General features: G+C 58.5%; 21 protein-coding genes and 2 pseudogenes. 14 read left to right on the top strand and 9 right to left on the bottom strand.

Going from position 1 to position 23,866, the window contains the following annotated elements; all coding sequences use genetic code 11:
- Positions 1–14: 14 nt before the first annotated feature.
- Both QCE73_RS36785 and QCE73_RS36780 read left to right on the top strand, forming a co-directional pair.
- Complete coding sequence (locus QCE73_RS36785; RefSeq protein WP_309885761.1) at positions 15–740, top strand: hypothetical protein; 726 nt, start codon at positions 15–17, stop codon at positions 738–740.
- A gap of 547 nt (positions 741–1,287) precedes the next feature.
- The gene (locus tag QCE73_RS36780; protein WP_309885760.1) at positions 1,288–2,592 is read left to right on the top strand and encodes a hypothetical protein; all 1,305 of its coding nucleotides are present in this window, start codon (positions 1,288–1,290) and stop codon (positions 2,590–2,592) included.
- Positions 2,593–2,960: 368 nt separating this feature from the next.
- Here QCE73_RS36780 and QCE73_RS36775 read toward each other — a convergent pair whose 3' ends face one another.
- The 5 genes from QCE73_RS36775 to QCE73_RS36755 all read right to left on the bottom strand — a co-directional run bounded on the left by QCE73_RS36775 (position 2,961) and on the right by QCE73_RS36755 (position 8,182).
- Positions 2,961–4,634 (bottom strand): electron transfer flavoprotein-ubiquinone oxidoreductase, encoded by a 1,674-nt coding sequence (locus QCE73_RS36775; RefSeq protein WP_309885759.1) that lies wholly within the window; start codon positions 4,632–4,634, stop codon positions 2,961–2,963.
- Positions 4,631–5,443, bottom strand: coding sequence for a CoA ester lyase (locus QCE73_RS36770; protein ID WP_309885792.1), 813 nt, complete (start codon positions 5,441–5,443; stop codon positions 4,631–4,633). Before QCE73_RS36770 ends, QCE73_RS36775 begins: the two co-directional genes overlap by 4 nt.
- Before the next feature lie 14 nt (positions 5,444–5,457).
- Positions 5,458–6,402 carry an FAD-binding protein gene (locus tag QCE73_RS36765; protein ID WP_309885758.1) on the bottom strand — a complete coding sequence of 315 codons (945 nt, stop codon included), beginning with the start codon at positions 6,400–6,402 and terminating at the stop codon, positions 5,458–5,460.
- A 16-nt stretch (positions 6,403–6,418) separates the two neighbouring features.
- Positions 6,419–7,168: an electron transfer flavoprotein subunit beta/FixA family protein gene (locus tag QCE73_RS36760; RefSeq protein WP_309885757.1), complete on the bottom strand. Its 750-nt coding sequence runs from the start codon at positions 7,166–7,168 to the stop codon at positions 6,419–6,421.
- A 153-nt stretch (positions 7,169–7,321) separates the two neighbouring features.
- A complete protein-coding gene (locus QCE73_RS36755; RefSeq protein WP_309885756.1) occupies positions 7,322–8,182 on the bottom strand; it encodes an alpha/beta hydrolase in 861 nt (286 codons plus the stop codon).
- 356 nt (positions 8,183–8,538) lie between these two features.
- Here QCE73_RS36755 and QCE73_RS36750 point away from each other — a divergent pair, with 356 nt between their 5' ends.
- The 5 genes and pseudogenes from QCE73_RS36750 to QCE73_RS36730 all read left to right on the top strand — a co-directional run bounded on the left by QCE73_RS36750 (position 8,539) and on the right by QCE73_RS36730 (position 14,273).
- Positions 8,539–9,735: an acetyl-CoA C-acetyltransferase gene (locus QCE73_RS36750; protein WP_309885755.1), complete on the top strand. Its 1,197-nt coding sequence runs from the start codon at positions 8,539–8,541 to the stop codon at positions 9,733–9,735.
- A 72-nt stretch (positions 9,736–9,807) separates the two neighbouring features.
- Positions 9,808–10,698 (top strand): MBL fold metallo-hydrolase, encoded by an 891-nt coding sequence (locus QCE73_RS36745; RefSeq protein WP_309885754.1) that lies wholly within the window; start codon positions 9,808–9,810, stop codon positions 10,696–10,698.
- 190 nt (positions 10,699–10,888) lie between these two features.
- Positions 10,889–11,800, top strand: coding sequence for a LysR family transcriptional regulator (locus QCE73_RS36740; RefSeq protein WP_309885753.1), 912 nt, complete (start codon positions 10,889–10,891; stop codon positions 11,798–11,800).
- 670 nt (positions 11,801–12,470) lie between these two features.
- Positions 12,471–12,845: an IS200/IS605 family transposase gene (gene tnpA, locus QCE73_RS36735; protein WP_404989867.1), complete on the top strand. Its 375-nt coding sequence runs from the start codon at positions 12,471–12,473 to the stop codon at positions 12,843–12,845.
- A gap of 119 nt (positions 12,846–12,964) precedes the next feature.
- A pseudogene (locus QCE73_RS36730) lies at positions 12,965–14,273 on the top strand (IS256 family transposase).
- Between the two features lie 260 nt (positions 14,274–14,533).
- Here the strand turns inward: QCE73_RS36730 and QCE73_RS36725 are convergent.
- A complete protein-coding gene (locus QCE73_RS36725) occupies positions 14,534–15,697 on the bottom strand; it encodes an acyl-CoA dehydrogenase family protein (protein ID WP_309885752.1) in 1,164 nt (387 codons plus the stop codon).
- Positions 15,698–15,711: 14 nt separating this feature from the next.
- Positions 15,712–16,560 carry a MaoC family dehydratase N-terminal domain-containing protein gene (locus tag QCE73_RS36720; RefSeq protein WP_309885751.1) on the bottom strand — a complete coding sequence of 283 codons (849 nt, stop codon included), beginning with the start codon at positions 16,558–16,560 and terminating at the stop codon, positions 15,712–15,714.
- 310 nt (positions 16,561–16,870) lie between these two features.
- On the opposite strand from QCE73_RS36720, the gene QCE73_RS36715 reads away from it, so the two are divergent.
- From QCE73_RS36715 to QCE73_RS36685, 7 genes are all read left to right on the top strand, one after another.
- Positions 16,871–17,548 carry a 3-oxoacid CoA-transferase subunit A gene (locus QCE73_RS36715; RefSeq protein WP_309885750.1) on the top strand — a complete coding sequence of 226 codons (678 nt, stop codon included), beginning with the start codon at positions 16,871–16,873 and terminating at the stop codon, positions 17,546–17,548.
- A gap of 28 nt (positions 17,549–17,576) precedes the next feature.
- The gene (locus QCE73_RS36710; protein ID WP_309885749.1) at positions 17,577–18,239 is read left to right on the top strand and encodes a 3-oxoacid CoA-transferase subunit B; all 663 of its coding nucleotides are present in this window, start codon (positions 17,577–17,579) and stop codon (positions 18,237–18,239) included.
- 51 nt (positions 18,240–18,290) lie between these two features.
- Complete coding sequence (locus QCE73_RS36705; RefSeq protein WP_309885748.1) at positions 18,291–19,565, top strand: MFS transporter; 1,275 nt, start codon at positions 18,291–18,293, stop codon at positions 19,563–19,565.
- Between the two features lie 41 nt (positions 19,566–19,606).
- Positions 19,607–19,945, top strand: a complete 339-nt coding sequence (locus tag QCE73_RS36700; RefSeq protein WP_309885747.1) for a 4-methylmuconolactone methylisomerase — start codon at positions 19,607–19,609, stop codon at positions 19,943–19,945.
- Between the two features lie 16 nt (positions 19,946–19,961).
- Positions 19,962–20,831 carry an acyl-CoA thioesterase domain-containing protein gene (locus QCE73_RS36695; RefSeq protein WP_309885746.1) on the top strand — a complete coding sequence of 290 codons (870 nt, stop codon included), beginning with the start codon at positions 19,962–19,964 and terminating at the stop codon, positions 20,829–20,831.
- A 32-nt stretch (positions 20,832–20,863) separates the two neighbouring features.
- Positions 20,864–21,139: a muconolactone Delta-isomerase gene (catC, locus tag QCE73_RS36690; protein ID WP_309885791.1), complete on the top strand. Its 276-nt coding sequence runs from the start codon at positions 20,864–20,866 to the stop codon at positions 21,137–21,139.
- Between the two features lie 66 nt (positions 21,140–21,205).
- Positions 21,206–22,456, top strand: coding sequence for an acetyl-CoA hydrolase/transferase C-terminal domain-containing protein (locus QCE73_RS36685; RefSeq protein ID WP_309885745.1), 1,251 nt, complete (start codon positions 21,206–21,208; stop codon positions 22,454–22,456).
- A 257-nt stretch (positions 22,457–22,713) separates the two neighbouring features.
- On the opposite strand, the pseudogene QCE73_RS36680 reads toward QCE73_RS36685, so the two are convergent.
- Both QCE73_RS36680 and QCE73_RS36675 read right to left on the bottom strand, forming a co-directional pair.
- Positions 22,714–22,995: pseudogene (locus QCE73_RS36680) on the bottom strand (transposase); the annotation flags it as partial.
- Between the two features lie 356 nt (positions 22,996–23,351).
- The coding region (locus QCE73_RS36675; RefSeq protein WP_309885744.1) for a hypothetical protein at positions 23,352–23,866 on the bottom strand (515 nt) is incomplete at its 5' end.

Raw genomic sequence — 23,866 nt, 5'->3', positions numbered from 1 at the left:
AAACGAGAATCTTTATGGATCCGGTTTCGCATTCGTTTGAGGACCTTGCCCAGTCTCTTCGAATCTTGCTCGAAGCTCACCATCGCGCGGAAAGAGAGGGCCTAATTCGGCTCGACCGCGCAGAGGCAACCGGCAACGTCGAGAGCGCGGTGTCAGGTGTGCTGAACTCATTCCACAGCCTCTTCGACGCAATGACGAAGGCTCGCATGAGTAAGCAGTTAGATTGGTACAAGACGCCGGAACTCGCGCTCATCCTTCTCCTCCGAAACGCGCGCCATCATAACCATGCGCGGAAGATTCGGACCTTGTACACGCACTACGCTCAAGAAGCGAAGCGAATTGGAAGCATGGAGCGCTATGTTCTGATGGATTTTCCGCCGGCCGACGATGATGGCGATACCTTCGACGTCTATCTATCGTGGGGCGATCTGCGGAGCTTATTAACAGCTAGTTCTAAGGAAAGCGGCGTCAAGGAAGACACTGCGGCATCAGTAAAGGCTTACCTTGGGATCGAGCGATTCGCAGAGTATGCTGCCTACCACGAGGTAAGCGAGGCACGCGTGATGTTTAATGTCGTTCCGTTGATTGTTAATGCCGGTCGCAAGATTGCTCCAAGTTTGAAAGGGAAGATTGAAACGCGCTCGACCGAGGCAGATTCTTTTTTGAAGCTCTTCAACGTTGTTGGTCAAGCAAATACGTTGGATCATGAAGTCGCTGGTGGACCTATCGCGTGGGCCTAGGTGCACAAGGAGCCCAGGTAGCCTGAACGGTAGCTTGCAATCGGGCACTGCAAAGGGACTTGCCCTATACGCCGGATGGAAAGCATTTCATCTTTACTAGCCTAGCGCCGTCAGGTTCCCGAGCCTGCGAATACTGATCGCTTCCCTACATGAGCGAATCAACGGACTGGCGTAGAGATTTCAGTTGCGCTGTGCGGTGTGCATCGGAACGCATACGGCAGCCGGTAGACGCACCGATCGTTCGTGATCCGGCGAGAAGCGGTTGGAACAGCGCCGTCGTGCATTCGGAATTCCGCGTCTGGACACAGACGACTGCTTTCAGCGCTTTTTCGAGACGATGCCCGTTGTCTCAACGGGTCGGCATGCTGGCTCATTGGCGTGTGCGGTGCGCCTGATTAGCAGGCGAGGCTGGATTTTGGGCGCGCGGAGATGCGCGCCTAACGTGAGACCACCATTCGATTTTGGCAAGTGTTCGATCGACGCGGCGGGAACATCTCACCGTGATCGAAACGAACGCGCCTGCATACGATAAGAAAGGTAATTAATCTTGCACACTACATTGGTTCAGCTGAAGACCGAGCTTGAAGGTTTAGCGCAGCAAATCCGCTCGATGGCAGAAGTTCGCGCAACTAGCACCGCCACGGGACAATTCAATGCTGTAGGTATTAATCGAGAGGAGCTTGCCGACCGGGCTCAGATGGTGGCGGACCGCATAGCTAATGAAGGTCCCGACGTTTTATCCGAAGCGAGCCAGCAGCTGCTCGGGGATTATGTCGCCCGCCTCCAATTGGTGAAGACAAACACAACGCCACAATTCTGGAACGGTGGAAACGCCGGGGCGTCCGTGGTTGCTTACCTGGCCACCTTGGATGCGCTGGAGAGAGCCCTTCGGCCAGTGCTATCCCTGCGCGAAGCCGAGTTGATTGAGGCTCAGAAAAAGGTTCGTCAGCTTCAAAGCTCGCTCCGTTCGTTGCAATCCCGGTACGACTCCCTCAAACCGAAAGTCGAAAACCTTGACGCGGCAGTTCAAGAAATCTTGGACGCGCATAGTGCGGCAGAGCGACTTCCCACCGACTTGCAGACGCTGCGTGAAGTCCAGCAAGAGCTGAACGATTTGCGCTCGACGGCCAAAGAGAAGAGTGAGTCAATCTCTCAGATCGAGGGAAGCTCCCAGCGTATTTCTGAAGAACTGCAGCGCAGTGCAGACAGCGCCAAGCAGGTCGTTGAGTGGTCGGAGAAAGCCATGCGAACGTCGACAGCGGTTGGCCTCGCGGGAGCTTTTCATGATCGAGCAGAGAAATTGAACATTTCGATCTACATTTGGGTCGCTGGCTTAGTTGTAGCACTTGTCGGCGGAGCATGGCTCGGCGGTTCGCAGTTGCATCAGCTGGCTGACGCTATTCAAGGATCGACCTCCCCGTCAATTGTGTGGACGCGTCTGTCGATCTCGCTGCTTTCCGTTGGCGGTCCGATTTGGTTCGCCTGGCTGGCAACCAAGCAGATTGGTCAACGCTTCAAGCTGGCGGAGGACTACGCTTACAAGGCATCCGTATCAAAGGCATATGAGGGGTATCGGCGCGAAGCTCTGCACCTCGACGAGGAATTCCAGAAGCGACTGTTTTCCACCGCCTTGACACGACTGGACGAGCAACCGCTCCGGTTTGTCGAAACGGAAACCCACGGGAGCCCGTGGCACGAGCTCCTGTCTTCCGACATCGTCAAAGAGGCGCTGCGTATTGCGCCCGAACTCGCGGGACAATTCACGCAACAGGCGAGGGACAAGGTCAAAGCAGCCAAGGAAAAAGGGAAGGCCGAGAAGAAGGGGGAATCTGTCGCAGCGGAAGCCGACTGACGCTAACGGCACTTGGTGATGCCAGTATCAGCGGCCGATTCCGCTGAGATCATTCGGCTAGAGCCGAGCTCGGAAATGCCGCCATTCTTAGAAACGGTCAAAGATCTCGACAGGATCAACCCGGAATCGGCGACACAGCCAAGTATCCGACAAGCAGCGGGGCTGTGTTTGCGGCTGATTGGACGTAATCCGTCCTTCTCGACAATCTTATCGCGAGCCGGAAGTCTGGAAAAGCGGCGAGCAGTTGGTTAAGAAGCACTTCTACTGCATCGCCGCCGTCGGCGATGAGACCTATCGCAGGGACCTCGCCTTAGCCTAATGCGAGTCGCTCCGGTCGAGGTAGGGCGCTGCTGAAAGCTTACGGGCCGTCACATATTCGGATAATTCGGCCCGCCGCCGCCCTCGGGCGTGACCCACACGATGTTCTGCGTCGGGTCCTTGATGTCGCAGGTCTTGCAGTGCACGCAGTTCTGCGCGTTGATCTGCAGGCGGTCGCTGCCGTCGTCGTCCTTCACGAATTCATAGACCGCCGCCGGGCAGAAACGGCTCTCCGGTCCCGCATAGGTGCGCAGATTGACGTTGACCGGTACGCTGCCATCCTTCAGCGTCAGATGCGCGGGCTGATTCTCCTCGTGATTCGTGTTCGACATGAACACCGAGGACAGCCGATCGAACGTAAGCTTGCCGTCCGGTTTCGGATAGACGATCAGCTTGCATTGCGACGCCGGTTTGAGCATCTCGTGATCCCAGTGCTGATGATGCAGCGTCCACGGCACGGTGCCGCCCATTACCTTCTGCTCCAGCCCGACCATGAAGGTGCCGAGATACAGCCCCTTGCTCATCCACTGCTTGAAGTTGCGCGCGCGATGGAGCTCGGTCTTGAGCCAGGACGTATCGAACAGTTCGGGGTAGGCGGTCAGTTCATCGTTCTGACGGCCCGCCTGCACGGCTTCGAACGCGGCTTCGGCGGCCATCTTGCCGGACTTGATCGCCGCGTGGCTGCCCTTGATGCGCGACGCGTTCAGGAAACCCGCGTCATCGCCCGCGAGCGCGCCGCCGGGGAATGCGAGCTTCGGCAGCGACATGAGACCGCCGGCCGTGATCGCACGCGCGCCGTAGGAGATGCGCTTGCCGCCTTCGAGGAACGCACGAATCGACGGATGCGTCTTGTAGCGCTGGAACTCTTCGAACGGCGAGAGGTACGGATTCGAATACCCGAGCCCGACGACGAAGCCCACGACCACCTGGTTGTTGTCCATGTGGTAGAGGAACGAGCCGCCGTAGGTGTCGGGTTCGAGCGGCCAGCCGGCGGTGTGGATCACGAGGCCGGGCTTGTGCTTGACCGGATCGATCTCCCACAGTTCCTTGATGCCGATGCCGTACACCTGCGGATCGGAATTCTGGTTGAGCTTGAACTTCTCCATCAGCTGGCGGCCGAGATGCCCGCGCGCGCCTTCGCAGAAGAGCGTGTACTTCGCGTGCAGTTCCATGCCGAGCTGGAAGTTCTCGGTCGGCTCGCCATCCTTGCCGACGCCCATGTTGCCCGTCACGACGCCGCGCACCGCGCCGTCATCGGTATAGAGCACTTCGGCCGCCGGAAAGCCCGGGAATATCTCGACGCCGAGCGCCTCGGCCTGTTGGCCGAGCCAGCGCGTGACGTTCGCGAGGCTGATCACATAGTTGCCGTGATTCTTGAAGTTGTCGGGCAGCAGCCAGTTCGGCACCTGCCTGGCGTCGTTCTGCGACAGGAAGAGGAAGCGGTCTTCGGTCACCTCGACGTCGAGCGGCGCGCCTTTTTCCTTCCATTCGGGAATGAGCTCGGACAGGCCGCGCGGGTCCATCACCGCGCCCGAGAGGATGTGCGCGCCGATCTCAGAGCCTTTCTCCAGGACGCACACACCGATCTCGACGCCTTTTTCCTGCGCCAGTTGCTTCAACCGGATGGCCGCCGACAAACCGGCTGGTCCGCCGCCAACGATGACGACGTCGTATTCCATCGATTCGCGGGGACCGTATGGCTCGATGAGAAACCGGCTCCTCATGCGGCGACAGCATCGAGGATCGATTGCGCACGCTGTACGACGGGCCGATCAACCATTTTCCCGTCGACGGCGACTGCTGCACCGTCGGCGGTTTTGAAGGCTTCGATGACACGTCTTGCCCACGCTAGTTCGTCTTCGCTCGGCGCGAAGGCCGCATTCACGATCGCAACCTGCCGTGGGTGAATGCAAAGCTTCCCGACGAAGCCCCATCGCCTTGCCTTGAGCGTTTCGACGCGTAACAAGTCATCGTCTTCAATGGCAGGCGTCACCCCATCGATCGGCGGAGCGATTCCTGCGACGCGTGAAGTGACGGCCAGATCGGCGCGGAAATGATCAAGTTCGTCACCATCGGATGCCAGTCCCAGGTCCGCGCAGAAGTCCAGCGTTCCAAACATCAATTGGCGGACAAACGGCGCTCGGGCGACGCCCATCGCATTGCACATTCCCTTCGCTGTCTCGATCAGCGCGTACACGGGCATCCTGCTTTTCGTTCGAGATACGAGTTCGACGACGTCGGACGCGCTCTCCGCTTTGGGCAGTACGATCCCCGCGACGCCTCGCAGCCTGCAAAGCTGTGCGTCGTCTTCGAACCACGAAGTGCCCGGCGCGTTCACTCGGATGAGTACAGGGCGATCGGGCGTCAACCACGCCTCGATCGCGCGTCGTGCTTCGCTCTTGTTTTCCGGTGAAACCGCATCTTCCAGGTCGAGGATGACAGCGTCCCCGCCACTCTGCAACGCCTTGTCGAACCGTTCCGGTCGATCGCCCGGTACGAACAGAAATGAACGAGTTTGCAAAAGACCATTCATGGAAGTGTTGTTGCTCACAATGTTGACACCAGTTCCGGCACGACAGTGAAGAGATCGCCGACGAGACCGTAATCCGCCATGCTGAAGATCGGCGCTTCGGGGTCTTTGTTGATCGCGACGATGACCTTGCTGTCCTTCATGCCGGCTAAGTGTTGAATCGCGCCCGAGATGCCGACGGCCACGTACAACTGCGGCGCGACGATCTTGCCCGTTTGACCGACCTGGAAGTCGTTCGGGACATAGCCCGCATCGACCGCCGCGCGCGATGCGCCGAGCGCCGCGTTGAGCTTGTCCGCGAGCGGTTCCAACGTCCTCGTGTAGTTTTCGCCGCTGCCCAGACCGCGACCGCCCGACACTATGATGTGCGCGCTCGTCAGTTCCGGACGATCGAGCTTGGTGACTTCGCGGTTTACGAACGACGAAATGCCTGCATCCGCCGCCGCTTCGATCTTTTCCACCGCTGCGCTGCCGCCTTCGGCCGCGACCGGATCGAAACCCGTCGCGCGAACGGTGATGACCTTGATCGGATCGCTCGACTGCACCGTGGCGATGGCGTTGCCCGCGTAGATCGGGCGCTCGAAGGTGTCGTCGCTATCGACGGCGGTGATGTCGCTGATTTGCGCGACATCGAGATGCGCTGCGATACGCGGCGCGATGTTCTTACCGTAAGCCGTCGCCGGAGCCAGAATGTGCGAGTAATCCTTCGCGATGTTCAGCACCGTCGCTTCGACGTTTTCCGCGAGGCCATCGGCGAGTTGGGGTGCATCGGCGAGCAGCACTTTCGCCACGCCCGCGATCTTCGCCGCCGCGTCCGCCGCGCCTTGCGCGTTCGAACCCGCGACCAGCACGTGCAAATCGCCGTCGACGAATTTGCCAACCTCAGCGGCCGCCGCAACCGTGTTCAGCGTCGCTGCCTTGATCGACGCGTTATCGTGTTCCGCAATTACCAGAATCGTCATTTTCTCGCGTCTCCCTTTACAGCACCTTGGCTTCGGTCTTCAACTTCTCGACCAGCGTCTTCACGTCCGGCACCATGATGCCGGCGCTGCGTTTCGGCGGCTCCGTGACTTTCAGCGTCTTCAGGCGCGGTGCGACGTCGACACCCAGATCAGCGGGCTTCACCGTCGTCAGCGGCTTCTTCTTCGCCTTCATGATGTTCGGCAGCGTCACGTAGCGCGGCTCGTTCAGGCGCAGATCGGTCGTCACGACTGCGGGCAGCTTCAGTGACAGCGTTTCCGCGCCGCCATCGACTTCACGCGAAACGATGGCCTTGCCATCCGCGATCACGACCTTCGAGGCGAACGTCGCCTGCGGCAGACCCGCCATTGCAGCAAGCATCTGCCCGGTCTGATTCGAGTCGTCATCAATCGCCTGCTTGCCAAGAATCACGAGTTCGGGCTTTTCCCGATCGACCAGCGCCTTCAAAATCTTCGCGACGGCCAGCGGCTGCAGATCATCCGCGGATTCGACGAGAATCGCTCGATCCGCACCGATAGCTAGCGCCGTGCGCAACGTCTCCTGACACTGCATCACGCCGCACGAAACAGCGATCACTTCGCTCGCAACACCCGCTTCCCTGAACCGCACCGCTTCTTCCACGGCGATCTCGTCGAACGGGTTCATCGACATCTTCACGTTCGCGATATCGACTCCCGTGCTATCCGACTTCACACGGACCTTCACGTTGTAGTCGACCACACGTTTAACAGGCACAAGGATCTTCAACTCTTCCTCCAGAATGAATGTCACAGACTGATTGGATTGGCACAGACGTGATGTCAGCCTGGTCCAGGCGCGATACTTTACGCTGCCGTAGTGATCTGTATCTGGTCGTCTCGCATCGGGAACCGATACCACTACAAACCGCGGACAAATACTTCATGCGGCATGCTGAACAATACCGCAGCGGTTGTCGGCGTCCGCCATGAATGATCGATATATGTCGGCACCAGCTTGCGTCCCAATAGCGAATTCTTGAATGAGTGTTGCGACCCATTTCGGGCTTTGTATCTGCATGAAGTGACCGGATGCGACGTGAATCGATTGGACGTGGTGCGCGAGTGCGACGAGCCGATCGATTTCTTGCGGTGGACGCAGTTCGTCGAATATGCCGGCGACGAGTACGCTGCGTGGCGGCAACTTGGGAATGTCGTCATCAAGATTCATAGTGGCCAGCATCGCGAATATGGCCGAAAAGCTCGCGGCGTCCGCTGTAAGCCATCTGCTACGAAACGTCGCATATCTTGCAGCATCGGTTTGCAGCGGCGACGGCCAGGTGCGTTCAAGCAGTGCAGGGACGACGTCGCGCAATCCTTGCTCTCGTAGTGCTTGGGCGCGTATCAGTGTGGCGCTCCGCGCGTCCGCAGCGACACCGCACGCAGGCGCCATGGCGATAAGCGCGCGAACCCGGTGCGGATAGCGAGCCGCGAACCGGATTGCGATACCGGCACCGACCGCGACGCCGGCGAGTACTACGGGTTCATTGAGGCCTGATGCGTCGAGTAGCGCAGCGAGATCGTCTACGTGCGAGTCGATACTTGGCGGCTCCAGCAATTTTTCCGACAAACCCGAACCACGCGTGTCGTAGCGCAAGAGAGTCTGATTGACCGGCAGCAGCGACCAGACCGTATCCCAGCTCTCGAGCGAGCCGCCCATTTCGTGGATCAACACCGTCGGCAGTGTTTCGCCCTGCCGTAGCTCATATCTGAGAACCGTTCCGTTGACTTCAACCCAGTCCAAGAGATGTCTCCTCGTTTCATCAAAAGATCGTCGCGAGCGCTCGAAACCGGGCGGAATCACGAGATGCCATCATGCAAAACACCTTTGATGTTGGCAATCGGCGTTTCGAAAAGGGGCCTTTTGGCGAGCAAAAGGTTCGCGATGAATAGCCAAACCAAGCTCACGGGGCGCCGCCTCAAACGGACTTCACGACTTCGTTGTCACGCCGAGTTCTGTGGCTGGTATTCGATTGATGGGACCGCAGAGCATCGCGACTAAATCTCCGGCAAAGGCTCCTTTTGAAAAGCGAAATTGGCACGGCTCGCGCGGTCCGTCATGCTGGGCCCGGAGACATCAACCAACATTGGATTTCCGTCATGCGTGATGCTTTGATTGTTTCTCCCCTTCGAACGCCGATCGGTAAATTTGGCGGAGCCCTCGCGCCGCTGAACGCCGATGCGCTTGCCGCAGCAGTCATCAAAGCGGTGATGGCGCGTACCGGCGTCCCACCCGAAACGCTCGATGAGGTCGTTGTCTCGCAATCGTATGCGTCGAGCGAAGCACCTTGCATGGGGCGGTATTCAGCGCTGCTCGCTGGATTGCCCATCGAGGTGCCAGGGTATACGCTTGACCGTCGGTGTGGATCCGGCGTTCAGGCGCTGGTCAATGGCGCGATGGCGGTCCAGACGGGAACGGCAGATGCAGTGCTGGTTATTGGTGTGGAAAGTATGAGCAACATTGAGTACTACACCACGGATATGCGCTGGGGCTCCCGAAGTGGGTCAGTGAAGCTGCACGACCGGCTGGAGCGCGGACGAGAGCGCTCGCAACCCGAGTCGCGGTTTGGGCGTATTTCGGGCATGCCCGAAACCGCTGAAAACCTCGCAACCGATTATGGTATTAGCCGCGAGGCGTCCGATGAACTGGCAATGCTCAGCCACCAGCGCGCCGCGGCCGCATGGCGCGACGGCCGATTCGATGCCGAGGTAATTCCGATCGACGTCCCGAAGAAAGGTGGCGTCGAGCAGATAACGCGCGACGAAGGCGTGCGCGCTGACGTCTCTATGGAACGACTGAGCGCGTTGAAGCCTTTGTTGCCAGGGGGTGTATCCACGGCAGGTAACGCCAGTCAGCAGAACGACGCGGCAGCCGGTTGCCTTGTCGTTAGTGAAGACTATGCGCGTCGCTTCGGTCTGAAGCCTCTCGCACGACTGGCCGGCTGGGCATCGGCAGGGTGCGATCCCGCCCGCATGGGCATTGGGCCTGTGCCCGCGGTCGAGAAGCTGCTGCGCAGAACGGGCTTGACCTTACGCGAGATGGATCTGATCGAGGTAAACGAGGCGTTCGCGGCACAAGTTCTCGCGGTGCTTAGGCAATGGGATATCAATGACCTGTCCAACATTAACGTCAACGGATCGGGAATTTCACTGGGTCACCCGATCGGGGCGACCGGTCTGCGTATCATGACGACCTTGCTGCATGAAATGAGTCGTCGCGGGAGCCGGTACGGCTTGGAGACGATGTGCGTCGGCGGTGGGCAGGGGATGGCCGCGCTGTTCGAACGCGTTGAATGATTTCCCGATGCTCCGGGGCATGAGCGCATTAAAAACACCGCGGTGCGGTGCACCAGATTAAGGAGACAAAACATGATGCAGTCTCGCATGATTGGCGATTTGAAAGTAACCCGCATTCTTGAATACGCCGGTCCGACTCACGACCCCGCGTTCCTCTTCCCGGAAATTGACCGCTCGGTGCTGGATGAGCATGCCGCGCTGATGCATCCGAATCACTGGATCGCGCACATGAACAAGCTGATCGTCACGATCCAGTTTTGGATCGTGCACGCTGGCAGCAACATCATCGTGATCGATACAGGCGTAGGAAACTTCAAACCCCGTCCGGGTATCGCCCGGATGAACATGCTCAATGGGCTGGTGAAGGAGTGGATGACTGCCGCAGGCGCGCCACCTGAAAAAGTCACCCACGTGGTCATGACGCATTTGCACGCGGACCACGTCGGATGGAACACCACCTGGCAGGACAATCGCTGGGTTCCGACGTTCCCCAATGCGCGCTACTACCTTCCCAACGACGACTTCGTTTTTTGCGAGGAAGGTCGAAACAAGGAAGCTGGTGTAATCGATGTCTTCGGTGAATCATTTTTTGATAGCGTCATGCCTATTGTCAACGAAGGCTTGGCTGAGATGATCGATCCGACCCGCGAAATTGCCGATTGTCTGCAGGTTGAACCCGCCCCCGGCCATAGCCCCGGTCAGTTGACGTTCCGCGTACGCTCGCGCGGCGAAGAAGGCTTGTTTTGTGGCGACGTTTTCCATAGCCCACTTCAAATTGTTCGGCCGGATGTCAATTCTGGGTACTGTATCCGGCCGGATCTTGCACGCCAATCGCGCCTCGAATGCCTGAATCGCGTTGCGGATCGTGAAGCACTTTTACTGCCTGTGCATTTCGGCGAACCGCATTGCGGGTATATCCGGCGTGAGGGACAAGGCTTCCTGTTTGAGCCGGCGAGCTGGTAGCAGGTGCGCACGCCTCGGTCATTGGCCAGAGCTGCTCACCGTTTGCCGATCTGTATCCTTCGGATGACTCTTCCGCTCGCTTCTGACTCGGCGTTGAGAACGACTGCGGTGACCGGTTGCGCGCGCGATATACTGTTTTCTTAACGTCCCGTTATGGTTACGGTGTCGGGGCTAGTAGAGAGACCAGAAAATGGCTGTGGGGTTCGATATCACTGACTTCCGTTTGTTCGTCAATGTCGCAGAGACGCGCAGTCTCACGCGTGGCGCGGAGCGTTCATTCCTTTCCGTGCCGGCGGTGAGCAACCGCATAAAGAATCTCGAAGATACGCTGGGTATTCGCCTGCTTGAACGATCATCACAGGGCGTAGCGTTAACCGACGCTGGCGAAGTCTACCTAAGACACGCGCGTGTTGTGTTGTCCGAGCTGGAAAAGCTGACAGGGGAGTTGCAGCAGTTTGCCCCCGGTCTGACAGGGCAATTGCGGCTGGTTGGAAATACGACGGCGATTACGGAATATCTGCCACCGGTGATCGGCGACTATCTGTGCGCCCATCCCGATATCCACATCGACATTCGCGAACGGCTCAGTGACGACATCGTGCGTATTGTGCGCGACGGTGGAGCGGACTTGGGAATCATATCCGGCAATGTGGCCACCAGTGGACTGCAATCGTTGCCGTTCGTATCAAGTACGCTGGTTCTGATTGCTCCGGCGGGGCACCCGCTGCTTGAGCGGCCCGATGTGTCGTTCGAAGAGTCCCTTTCTTATTCGTTCGTCGCGCTCCTGGAAGCAAGTGCAATTCAGATCTTCCTGAATCGAGCTGCCGCGGTGGCACACAAGCCGATGACGATTCGCGTCCATGTTGCGAGCTACGATGCGATCTGTCGCATGGTGGCCGCCGGAGCCGGGATTGCAATTTTGCCGAAAGCTGCATTCGTGCGGCTGAAGGGCGAACAGTCCATTGGCTCATGCGCGTTACGTGATCCTTGGGCCGTACGCACGTTTCAGGTTTGTGCTCGCGACCTCAACGCTCTGTCAAGTTTTGCGCAAGAGTTCGCGCACCGCCTGATTGAACGTTACGCGCAAAGCAATCTCGTGTAGCGCGACGATAGTCGGCTGTCCGCAACGTCGGGCCACAGGCGCTGGCGCCTCTCGTCTGATCGATTGAAAAGACGTGCTACTCGATCCGGCGATGCGTCGCATGTGGCGGATCACCGGGCTGTCGACGGCCTTATCATCGACCGAGATTCGTCCATTCGCTTACTCGAACACCCGAACGCACGCGCGTCGCATACCTCGATACTGTGTGGCTGATCGACGCGAACGCTTAGTGTGCACCGGGTCGATCTTACTTGGATGACACACAGGTTCTCACCGGCCCAAGTTGCTTGTGGGACAGCGCGCATTTGATCGACTAGCCCGAAGTAGCGGCTATGCCGAGTCGACAAGGGTCAGGGACCGTTGGCCGATGGGCTCAGCGATGTCCCACATCTTCCTCGCGACAGGGCCAAACGTTGCCCAACACGGACTTCTACACTTCTTCTACTGCCGGCCTAGCTGGCCCTGTATCGAGAACGACCACATCCGCACAGCGGAAACGGCCCGTTTTCGAGACCCTTGGGGATTGCCCACTGACCGCCATTTTGTAGCGCGGTTAACATGGAAAATTCCCCGGCTCTGCCGGGGAGGTAGTAAAAGTTTGACGTATGCGGGAGCCGTCCATCGGTGACACTCCCCTTTGTGAGTCGCCAAGCACACTAGAGGGAGAATCATGATGGACGACTTTGATAGCCTAAGCCACAGCAGATGGGAATGTAAATATCACGTGGCATTCATTCCGAAGTGCCGTAGAAAGGTGTTGTACGCACAGCTGAGGGGACATCTGGGTGAGGTCTTCCGACGACTGGCTCAGCAAAAGGAGAGCCGGGTAGAAGAAGGGCACCTGATGGCGGATCATGTTCATATGCTGTTGTCGATACTGCCAAAGTATGCGGTGTCACAGGTGGTCGGCTACATGAAGGGCAAGAGTGCGATCCACCTGGCTCGGGTGTATGGCGAGCGCAAGCAGACCTTCGTGGGCCAGGCATTTCTGGGCGCGAGGGTATTTCGTGTTCACAGTGGGGCGAGACGAGCAGCTGATCCGTGAGTACAGGCAATGTCCCGGGCGTAGTTGAAGGTTGAAGGCGGCGGTTCCCCGTTGGAAATCCGAGAGAATCGGGTTTCGACGACCAACTTCCCGGACAGGGAACCAAGGAGAACCGCCAAATGAAGCGTACCAAGAAGAAGCCCCAAAGCGCCAGCGCGCCGTTGCACGTGGTGCCCAAGCAGGACCCGGAAGGACTGCGTGCCTGTTTTGCCGAGAACAGTCAGCTCCTGTTGCCCATGCTCGATCTGATTCAGAACACCCGCGCGAGCATCGACGAGTTGATGCACGAAGCCGGCCGTAGCCTTGTCGAGCAACTGCTGGTGATCTCGGCGACGGAAGTCGCCGGCGAGAAGCATCCGGGCCGCAGAGGCGGCGAGATCCGCTGGCACGGCTCGCAGCAAGGCCAGATTGTGATGGACGAACGCAAGTTGAACGTGAAGCGGCCGCGCCTTCGGCGTCGTGGCGGCGGCGAAGTGCCGGTCCCCGCCTACGAGCAATTGAACGAGAATCCGCGGCTCGCCGAGCGCGTGCACGAGATCATGGTCACGGGCGTGTCGACGCGCAAATATGCCAAGGTCCTGCCCGAGATGGCCGGCACCGTTGGCATCTCCAAGAGCAGCGTCTCGCGCGAGTTCATCAAGGCCAGCCAGACGGCGCTCACCGAGCTGATGGGGCGGCGCTTCGATGACAAGGACTTTCTGGCGATCTACCTTGACGGCATCATCGTCGACTCACGTCACATCATCGCCGCTATCGGCGTGGAGCCCCGGCGAGAAACACCTCCTGGGTCTCGCGAGCGGGTCGAGTGAGAACGCCCAGGTCGTCAAGGATCTGTTGCGCGGACTGATCGAGCGCGGCGTGCCTGCGGATCGCGAATACCTGTTCGTGATCGATGGTTCCAAAGCGCTGCGCTCGGCCATCGAGGAGTTCTTCGGCGAACGCGCCCACGTGCAGCGCTGCCGTGTGCACAAGCAGCGCAACGTCCTCGAGCGCCTGCCCAAGGAGAGCGTTTCGCAAACCGCCGCGATCATGAAGGCCGCCTACAAGTTGTCGACCGACGATGGCATCGCCAAGCTCAAGACGCACGCGGCGTGGCTCAAGGCCGACTATCCGGACGCCTCGCCGCACTGCTCGAGGGGCTGGAGGAAACTTTCACGGTGAACAAGCTGGGCCTGACGCCGGCGCTCATGCGCGGGCTGTCGACGACCAACATCATCGAGAATCCCAACGGCGCGGTGCGCCGTGTCGCGGGGCGCGTGAAGCGCTATCGCGACGCCGACATGGCGTTGCGCTGGACAGCCGCGGGCTTCCTGGAAGCTGCGAAGCACTTCCCGAAAAATCCTCGGCGTGAATGAACTCTGGATTCTCGCTGCGGCCTTGAAACGGTCACGCTCGAAATCAATTGACCATGATCGGAAGGTTGCCTAACCTATGCCGCACCCGCCGTCCCAACCTTCAACTGTCTTCGGGACATCGCCTGAGTACATCGAGCATCAGGAGCAGGAAGATCAGCGGCTGGATCAGATGCGACTGTGGTGATCGAAGCGTGCCACCGATCAGTGGCGCAAGAAACCGGGGCGCGTTAGCGCCACCGATTAGCCGCTTTGAGCGGCTCACAAATTAAAGCCACCGGCTTTGCCGGTGGATACTTACTTCATGCAGCATTGCAGACCGGCGGACTCATCGGTTCAGAACGAGCGAGGTAGACCCAAGATATGCTCGGATACGTACGAAAGGATCAAATTTGTCGAGATCGGCGCGACCTGGTAGAGCCGCGTTTCGCGGAACTTGCGTTCGACATCGTACTCGGACGCAAATCCGAATCCCCCGTGAAACTGCAAGCACGCATTCGCCGCTTCCCATGATGCGTCCGCCGCCAGCAGCTTGGCCATATTAGCCTGCGCGCCACAAGGCTCGTGCGCGTCGAAGCGACGAGCCGCATCGAAACGCATCAGGCTCGCGGCCTCGACATTGACAAGTGCCCGCGCGATCGGGAACTGTACGCCCTGATTCTGACCGATGGGACGTCCGAAGACGACGCGGTCTTTCACATACGCGGACACTTTATCGATAAACCAGTAGCCGTCGCCGATGCATTCTGCTGCGATCAGCGTGCGTTCTGCATTCAGGCCATCGAGAATGTACTTGAAGCCCTGGCCTTCCTCCCCGATCAGGTTTTCCGCCGGAATTTCGAGATTATCGAAGAAGAGCTCGTTGGTTTCATGATTCACCATGTTGGGAATGGGCCGCACCGTTAGGCCACGGTCGATCGCTTCGCGTAAGTCAACGATGAAGATCGACATGCCCTCGGACTTCTTTTTAACCTCGCTTAGGGGCGTTGTACGGGCGAGCAGGATCATCAGGTCGGAGTGTTGGACCCGCGAGATCCATACCTTTTGCCCATTGATGACGTAGCGGTCGGAACGGCGCTCGGCGGTTGTCTTGATCTTGGTCGTATCGGTGCCGGTGGTCGGTTCAGTGACGGCCATCGATTGAAGGCGCAGTTCGCCTGTGGCGATCTTAGGCAAATACTTGCGCTTTTGCTCCTCGGAACCGTGCCGCAGGAGGGTCCCCATGTTGTACATCTGACCGTGGCAGGCGCCGGAATTGCCACCCGAGCGATTGATCTCCTCCATGATGACAGAAGCCTCGGTCAGGCCCAGGCCCGAGCCCCCGTACTCCTGCGGAATCAGCGCGGCGAGCCAGCCGGCCTGAGTCAGCGCATTGACGAACGCTTCCGGGTAGCCCCGTTCCTCGTCGATCTTCCGGAAGTAGTCAGCCGGGAATTGTTGACAAAGATCGCGAACGGCGTCGCGAATATCTTGAAATGCGTCGTGATTGGTCGTTTGCATCGGAGTCGGTTTAATCAGTTCGAGGTAAGTAAGGCGCTTGCTCGCATCGTGAGATAACCCTCGTGGTCTTTGGCCCACAGGTCGATGCTCGCGCCGTCGTCAGATGGCTTTGCGCACAATGAAAATGACTGGCCTGCGAAAGTCGGGCGCACCGCCTTGAAGCTGAACTGTCGCAACGTGGCGCCGGGGCACTCGCGGCGGACCAGGTCGGCCAGCAGCGTCGCAATCAGCGGCCCGTGAACGACAAGGCCTGGATATCCTTCCTGCCCGGTCGCGTAAGGGTGGTCATAGTGGATTCGGTGGCTGTTGAAGGTCAGCGCCGAATAGCGGAACAGTAAAACCGGATCGGCGATCACTGTGCGCTGCCAGACGTCTCCGTCGGGTGCGCGCGTGGGCTGCGCAGCCGGCGCACCCGGCTGTGGCGCATCGCGGTAGACGATGTCCTGCTCTTCGCTGATCTTGAGCGCGCCATTGACTGAAATTTCGTGCCGTACGGTCACAAATAGCAGCGAACCGGAACGCCCCGATTTGTGCTCGATTTCCGTGATGGTGGACGCGCGCTCAGCCTTTTCGCCGGGCTGCAAAGACCCGTGAAAAGTCAGGCGCCCACCGGCCCACATGCGGCGCGGCAACGGCACAGGTGGAAGAAAGCCACCCCGCTTAGGATGTCCGTCGGCGCCCACCTCCGCGAGCGGCGCGGTGGGTAGGAAATACAGCCAATGCCATAGAGGCGGCACCGCGCTGCTGACCGTCGCAATGTCCAGAGTTGCAGACAGCGCGGTGATCGGATAGCGGCTGATCTCCTCTGAGATGCTTTCCTGTTTGTTGCGCCACTGGGCGAAGGTATCGGTTGTACTGGGCAAAGTTTTTCCTCCGATGATTCATCACCCTAAGACATCTCTGCTTTGCGCAGGTCGGGCGGTTTTCGCACTATGGGGTTGCGCTCGGAATTTGCGAAGTTTGGATTGGTGAATCCATGTTTCGCGTTGCTTAATGCAGGCCGTCTTTCTGGCAGCGTGAATGCCAGAACCGGCCGAGAGCGGCCTTAACGCCAGCTTAAAGACAGTTGCGGATCTGAAAATTGTGGGCCGCATAGGGGCATGGCACGCTACGTCCATCGAGCGTGGCGAACTACTTGAACGCTCCTGTCACTGAGCAAGGACAACGAGAGACATGATCAACAAGATTTGCAACACAGCACTGGATGCTGTTCGAGACGTGGCCGACGGCGCGACGATCGCGATCGGCGGGTTTGGCGGTGCAGGGATGCCCGACGAACTGATCGACGCGCTGATCGAACAGGGAGCGAGGGATCTCGTCGTGGTCAGCAACAACGCCGGAAATGGAGACTTCGGGCTCGCTGCGTTGCTCAGGGCGCGACGGGTGCGCAAGCTGATCTGCTCGTTTCCCCGGCAGAAAGACGCCTACGCTTTTGAAGAGTTATATCGGGCCGGGCAAATCGAGCTCGACGTCGTCCCGCAGGGCACACTCGCGGAACGGCTGCGGGCTGCCGGATGTGGGATAGGCGCGTTTTATACGCCGACCGGATTTGGCACGATGCTCGCCGAGAACAAGGAGACTCGCCGGATCGATGAGCGCGATTTCGTGCTCGAGTATCCGATTCATGTCGACTTCTCACTGGTCAATGCAAAGTGCGCCGATCGCTGGGGCAACCTGATTTATAACAAGACCGCGCGCAACTTCGCGCCGGTGATGGCGATGGCGGCGAAGACGACGGTCGCAGCAGTCACACAAGTTCGCGAGTTGGGCGAACTCGATCCGGAGACGATCGTTACTCCCGGCATTTTTGTCAACCGCGTGGTATTGCGCGGCGACAGTCGTACACATTGAGTTGCAGCGCAGACGGAGAACGAACGAGATGAATCAAGAATCGCGTAATTTGCTGGCCGCTCGCGTCGCGCGAGATATTCCCGACGGTTCCTATGTGAATCTCGGCATCGGTTTGCCAACACTTGTCGCCAATCACCTCTCGAGAGACAAGGAAGTGATTCTGCACAGCGAAAATGGGGTGCTCGGTCAATGGGAGGCCGCGGACCCCGGCCACGAGGACTGGGACCTGATCAACGCCGGCAAGGAAGCAATCCGACTTCAACCGGGCGCGGCATTTTTTCACCACGCGGACTCCTTCGGCATGATGCGTGGTGGTCATCTCGACATATGCGTTTTGGGTGCGTTTCAGGTGTCGGAGCGTGGCGATCTGGCGAACTGGCATACCGGTGCTGAGGACTCGATTCCCGCTGTTGGCGGTGCGATGGACCTCGCAATCGGCGCTAAACGCGTCTTCGTGATGATGGACTTCCTGGCAAAAGACGGCAAAAGCAAGCTGATGTCGCGATGCACCTATCCGCTGACTGGGTTGGCCTGCGTAAGCCGAATCTATACCGAACTTGCCACCTTCGACATTCGGGAAGATGGCGTATTTGTGGTTGAAATCATTGGAGACATGGCACCCTCGAAGCTTCAGGCGCTCACCGAGGTAACGCTTGACTTTTCGTTGCTGGACGCGTCTCAGGCAGCGTAGCACCGCACCCGCCGGCGTCGATAGAACTATTACGATTGATGGAGACAGACAATGTTCGATTGGTACAAGGACGGTACACCCCAGCAAAGAAAGACGTTCTGGGCTTGCTACTCAGGATGGGCACTAGATTCGTTCGATATGCAGATGTTCAGCTTCCTGTTGCCAGCCTTGATGACAACATGGGCGCTAACCAAAGGGCAAATCGGGTTGATCGGTACGGTCGCCCTGATCGTGACGGCGATCGGTGGCTGGATGGCCGGCATTCTCAGCGATCGCTATGGACGAGTTCGTGTATTGATCTTCACGATCGTCTGGTTCACCTTTTTCGGCATCCTCGCAGGATTCGCCCAGAGCTACGAGCAATTGCTCGTAGCACGCACGCTGCAAGGTCTCGGCTTCGGAGGAGAATGGGCAGTCGGGGCAGCGCTGATGGCCGAGGCCACCAGTACTCGACACCGAGGCAAGGCGTTGGGTTTCGTCCAGTCTGGATTCGCGCTGGGATGGGCGCTCGCGGTGCTGGTTGCAACCTTTCTGCTGACGAATTTGCCTCACGAAACGGCTTGGCGCGTCGCCTTCTGGAGCGGGGTCATCCCGGCAACTGTCGTGCTGTTCATCCGCCGCAACGTCAAGGACTCGGTAATCTTCAAGGAATCGCAAAGGAGCGATAAGCCGCGGGCGTCATTTGCCTCAGCGTTTAACCGTCAGTATGTCCGTTCCACTATCTTGGCCAGTATGCTCGTGATCGGGTTGCAAGCTGCATGCTACGCCATCCTGGTCTGGTTGCCGTCGCTGCTGAATGAACGCCACGTGGCATCCGGGTCGCTGATCACGGCGATTCTCATCATGGCGCTAGGCTCATTCTGTGGGTTCGCCTCGTCTGCGTATCTTGCCGATAGAATCGGGCGCCGTCCTACATTGATCGCGCTTTCGCTTTTAAGCTGGGTGGTGACGGTTACCTATATGCTGGTTCCGCTGAATTCGGTCCTGACCAGCATCATGGGATTCTTCGTCGGATTTGCTTCGATTGGTATGTTCGCGGCGCTTGGCCCGTTCTTGAGCGAGCTATTCCCGACGCACGTGCGCACGACGTGCATGGGCTTTGCATACAACGTTGGCAAGTCGGTGGGGGCCAGCGCGGTGGTGGGTGTGGGTTTCTTGTCGGCTCGCACCGGATTGGCGACAGCCATTGGCCTGTTTTGCCTGGGCTCTTACGCGATCGCAGTATTGGCGATCCTGTTGTTGCCCGAAACACGGGGCGTGGCACTCGACGAAGTCGAGACCACGTTGGACAGTCATGCGAATGCGCTACAGCCGGGGCATCACTGAACCAGAACTCTGCGGCATCATCACCGTGAAAAGGAGAAGACATGATTCGAATGCTTTATTTGCTCGGCAAACCGGACGGAATGTCAGACGAGCAATTCAAGGCGGAATGCATTCGCCACGACGAAATGTCCCGCGACGTACCTGGCTTGATGAAATACGAAGTGCGGTTGGTCGCCGAGCAACCGACTGATACTCACGTGCCGTTTTTTGATATCGGTCATGTCGATGCAATTGGCGAATGCTGGTTCGAAAACGAGGAAGCCTACAACCGATATCTTGACTCGGATGTGCGGCGGGCCTGGTTTGAGCACGGCAAAACCTTCATCGGCAAGCTGAAGCCGTTTCGCACCGAGCCGGTTTCCCCGCAACATAGCGCCTAACACAGGTTCAACACCGATGCGTGAGCCATTCTATCGTCCCTATGCATCGTCGGACTATGACGACTTGACGGTGCTGCTGCCATTGAGCAGTCTGGGCGAGCGTTCCTTTCGGAATTGTTTTTTTCAACCTGATCCGAGCGCGCGCTGTGGCGCAGGGCAAGTAGCGGGGCAGGCATTGTGGGCTGCTGCGCAATCTGCTCAAGGATGGCGTGTGAGCGCACTGCAGTTGTCGATGTTGCGCGCCCCTCGGTTCGATGAGTGGCTCGAGTATGCGGTCGAATCCTCCGGTGAAACGCCGCACACTTTGACTAGGCATGTCTACGGTGTCGAGGGGCTAGAGACCGTATCCAGCATGCATGTCAGATTTGCCGAACCGGCTTCATTATTGCGACCGACACGTTCGTCCGACGTTGCCGTCGCATTTAACGAGTTTCTGGCGGCCGAATCTGTTGCCCGGGACGAGGCGCAAGACGGCACGAGCAGCATACCGTTCGTCGAGATTCATCAGTCAGCTCAGACGGCACCCAGTGCGAACGAAACTGGCCAACTGCGGCGGCTTGTATGGTGCCGACTGAGGCATGCGTTGCCTCTGGAGGGCGTGTGGTGTTCGGCTGCTCTGGCTTATATGGCGGCGAGCAGCGTCCCGGCTGCGATAGGCGTCAGCGAGACAGCAGATGACGTGCATGGATGGAACTTCGACACACGTGAGTTCTCGATGTTGTTTCATTCCGGGTCATTCGATGTCAACGACTGGCTGTTGTTCGACAGTGAATTTTTACAGCGGAACGGAAAGCAGTTTTCGTTCGAGACAAAGGTCTACGCCCGTTCAGGCGTTCACCTCGCAACCAGTATGCAGACATGTATCGAGCGAATCGGATTTGAATGAATTCTTCCAAACAACGTAATAAGGAAAGCAAAATGCTGTATTGCGTAGAGATGCAGGTGAACATTCCCGATAGTCTCGAGCCGAGCCGGGTTGAAGAGATCAAGTCAGCGGAAAAAGCCCGGGCCGTCGAGCTTCAGAAGGCGGGAAAGTGGCCGCACCTGTGGCGAGTTGTAGGAAAGTATTCGAACATCAGCATCCTGGATGTGGAGAGCAACGATGAGTTGCATCAGTTGTTGTCGTCGCTGCCGCTGTTTCCGTATATGACCATTCAGGTCACGCCATTGGCTCGCCATCCGTCGGCTATCTGAATAGTAGGCCTTTCATCGCGCGCGGCGGCGATTCGTCGCGTGTATTGATATCTATTTCACCCGTACATGACGCATTATCTGGATCACGACTCGCCCGATCTTTCGCCCTGGATCCGCCGCGGCGATACCGTGTTGTGGGGCCAGGCGAATGCTGAACCTTTACCGCTGACGCGCGCGTTAATGGCGCAGCGTGAGCGCATTGGGCGGTTTAGAGTGCTTCTTGGCATCGCGTCCAGCGACTCGTGTCGAGTAGAACACACCGATTACGTTGACTTCGTCAGCTACGGCGGATCCGGTGCGAACCGGAAACTGACCGACGCTGGGGTGCTTGACGTGTTGCCATGTCACTATTCTCAGCTGCCCGCGCTGATCCGGGAGGGGTCGCTAAAAGTCGACGTGCTGCTGTTGCAAGTGGCCGGACCCGACGAGGCAGGGCGGTACAGCCTGAGCCTGGCGCACGAGTATCTGCTGGCGGCGTTGGATAGCGCGCGGGTGGTGATTGCTGAAGTTAATCGCCAGGCGCCGTGGGCATACGGCGAGCAATCGCTTACGCTCGAGCGTTTTGATGCCGTGCTGTTGTCGGATCGCCCCGTACTGGAACAGCTTCGCACGACACCGAGCGCTACAGAGCAACGGATAGGCCAAAACATTGCTGAATTTATCGAGGACGGTGCGACGCTTCAGATGGGGATTGGCACGATTCCCGAGGCCGTCCTCGGCTGCCTTACCGGCCACCGTGATCTCGGTGTGCATTCAGGCAGCATCGGCGATGGCGTCGCGCGACTGATGGCAAGCGGCGTGATCACCAACGCGCGCAAAACAATCGATAGCGGGAAGACCGTGGCCGGCGTGCTGATTGGCAGCGCCGCGCTGCACAGTTTTGTTCATCGTAACCCAAACGTGTTGATGCGTTCGACGGACTATGTTCACCACCCGGACGTGCTTGCAAGCATTGACCGCCTTGTCGCGATTAACTCGGCGATCGAGGTTGATCTCACTGGGCAGGTCAATGCGGAAGTCGCGAATGGCTCATACCTCGGCGCCGTTGGTGGTGCAGGGGATTTTCTGCGGGGTGCAGCGCGTTCGCGAGGAGGCGTGCCAGTGATCGCTCTTCCGTCGACCAGCAAGGGGCGAAGTCGTATCGTCGAACGACTGTCGGGTCCGGTCAGCACCCCTCGCTGCGACATTGGCTTGGTCGTGACCGAGTTCGGCATAGCGGATCTGCGGGGCTTGAGCTTGAGGCAGCGGACCAAACGCATGCTTGATATTGCTCACCCTGATTTCAGGGCTGAGTTGGCACCGGTCGCAAATGTTTGATCTGTTAAGCATTCTCTTTGTTTTGTTGTATCCGTCAGCGTCATCCGAAGTAAATCTATGGTCCGCCCCAGTTTTGCAACCCCTGATGCTTGATGTCATGTTGGCTTGCTCAAATCTATCCGGCGTCGATGTGGGGACTGCTCCCCGCGCCACGATGAAGTTCGCGCCAGCGGTTCCGATAAAGTTGGGCGGCTTCAGGAGCCTCTTTACTTCCCGGGGTGTTCCGCAGGCCGGTGTGCCGTTCACGTCATCAGGTTTCAGTCGTCGCAAAAGCGCAGAAGATGACGGGCAACGATCGCCCAGGCGGTGCGAGCCAGCTTGTTGGCCAATGCACACGCCACAACGTTCGAGTGGCGTCGTGCCAGAAGCGCACGGGTTCAGTCGGCGAGCCGGCCGGTTCGCTTCTCCAGGCATCGCATGAAGGCGCGGGCGCACTGGACGAGAAGACTTCGGATGTTCTTGTCACCGCGTCGACTTATCCCGAGAAGGTTAGATCTGCCGCCCGTGCTGTACTGGCGGGGAACAAGACCAAGTGTTGAGGTATGTTAATTTTGCTAATAGGTACGCTAATTTCGCTAATACCGCCAAGCGAGCCTCGATCTAGCGATGACACGTCGATACTTGCTGACGAGCGATAGCAGACTCGTCATGTTTCGAGCTTGTTTCGGAAGTCCTATCGGAATTCTGTCCAACACCGTCCCGTGTTCCTCGCACACTACGGTTTCTGGATCGAGCCACCGGCTTTTCCAGCGTGGCGCGAAGACATCGGCTGGATTAGTCAACTGTCAAGCAAACAAAACAGTACGGGAGTTTCGAGCGGGCCTTCAGCCAGTCAGGTCGCGTTTGAATCTGCTGTTGAGGTTCACTATTTCCGCTAACGGGTGCAACATTTCCGCTAATATAGGCGCATTCGGCGAACCTCGCGTTTTTTGCGGTAGCGGCTGACCAGCTTCAATAGATGTTCCATATTGCTTGCTTGACGTATCGTCGATGCACGTACTGTTTCTAACGGCTCACGGTGTTCGTCACAGTAGCCTGCGGCGGGATCGAGCCACGCCCGCTTCCAGCGAGGCGCAGTAACGTCCGCCGGGTTCAAAACCAGGCAACGGAAGCAATAGGGTAGATGCCTTCGCGGAATCATCCAGTCGGTACGCGTTTGGATGTGCGCTAGCCGAGCGATGTCGAGCCGTGCGAGTTCGGCGAGTGTGTCAAGCACACGGTTGTCGACGGGAGCGAACAGAATCCATCCGGCGTTGGTCAGGGATGGCAAGGGTCCCAGTTGATTGGCCACCCACATTCGATCAATGCTCATGGGCAGCGACAATTGTTTTGGCCGGTCGTTGACGATCGTTTTGGCCGGTGGTGAGGAGTCGAAGGGCGGCGCAGTCGCCGTAGACGATGAGCCACCGG

This window comes from Caballeronia sp. LZ029, from assembly GCF_031451275.1.
GTDB lineage: Bacteria > Pseudomonadota > Gammaproteobacteria > Burkholderiales > Burkholderiaceae > Caballeronia > Caballeronia jiangsuensis.
Note: the sequence above shows the minus strand (reverse complement) of the source record. Positions and strands in the feature narration are given on the sequence as shown.

Coding starts and splice junctions, on each gene's coding strand:
- QCE73_RS36785 (WP_309885761.1), top strand. CDS start 15: ATGGATCCGGTTTCGCATTCGTTTGAGGACCTTGCCCAGTCTCTTCGA.
- QCE73_RS36775 (WP_309885759.1), bottom strand. CDS start 4,634: ATGAGGAGCCGGTTTCTCATCGAGCCATACGGTCCCCGCGAATCGATG.
- QCE73_RS36770 (WP_309885792.1), bottom strand. CDS start 5,443: ATGAATGGTCTTTTGCAAACTCGTTCATTTCTGTTCGTACCGGGCGAT.
- QCE73_RS36765 (WP_309885758.1), bottom strand. CDS start 6,402: ATGACGATTCTGGTAATTGCGGAACACGATAACGCGTCGATCAAGGCA.
- QCE73_RS36750 (WP_309885755.1), top strand. CDS start 8,539: ATGCGTGATGCTTTGATTGTTTCTCCCCTTCGAACGCCGATCGGTAAA.
- QCE73_RS36745 (WP_309885754.1), top strand. CDS start 9,808: ATGATGCAGTCTCGCATGATTGGCGATTTGAAAGTAACCCGCATTCTT.
- QCE73_RS36740 (WP_309885753.1), top strand. CDS start 10,889: ATGGCTGTGGGGTTCGATATCACTGACTTCCGTTTGTTCGTCAATGTC.
- tnpA (WP_404989867.1), top strand. CDS start 12,471: ATGATGGACGACTTTGATAGCCTAAGCCACAGCAGATGGGAATGTAAA.
- QCE73_RS36725 (WP_309885752.1), bottom strand. CDS start 15,697: ATGCAAACGACCAATCACGACGCATTTCAAGATATTCGCGACGCCGTT.
- QCE73_RS36715 (WP_309885750.1), top strand. CDS start 16,871: ATGATCAACAAGATTTGCAACACAGCACTGGATGCTGTTCGAGACGTG.
- QCE73_RS36710 (WP_309885749.1), top strand. CDS start 17,577: ATGAATCAAGAATCGCGTAATTTGCTGGCCGCTCGCGTCGCGCGAGAT.
- QCE73_RS36705 (WP_309885748.1), top strand. CDS start 18,291: ATGTTCGATTGGTACAAGGACGGTACACCCCAGCAAAGAAAGACGTTC.
- QCE73_RS36700 (WP_309885747.1), top strand. CDS start 19,607: ATGATTCGAATGCTTTATTTGCTCGGCAAACCGGACGGAATGTCAGAC.
- QCE73_RS36695 (WP_309885746.1), top strand. CDS start 19,962: ATGCGTGAGCCATTCTATCGTCCCTATGCATCGTCGGACTATGACGAC.
- catC (WP_309885791.1), top strand. CDS start 20,864: ATGCTGTATTGCGTAGAGATGCAGGTGAACATTCCCGATAGTCTCGAG.
- QCE73_RS36685 (WP_309885745.1), top strand. CDS start 21,206: ATGACGCATTATCTGGATCACGACTCGCCCGATCTTTCGCCCTGGATC.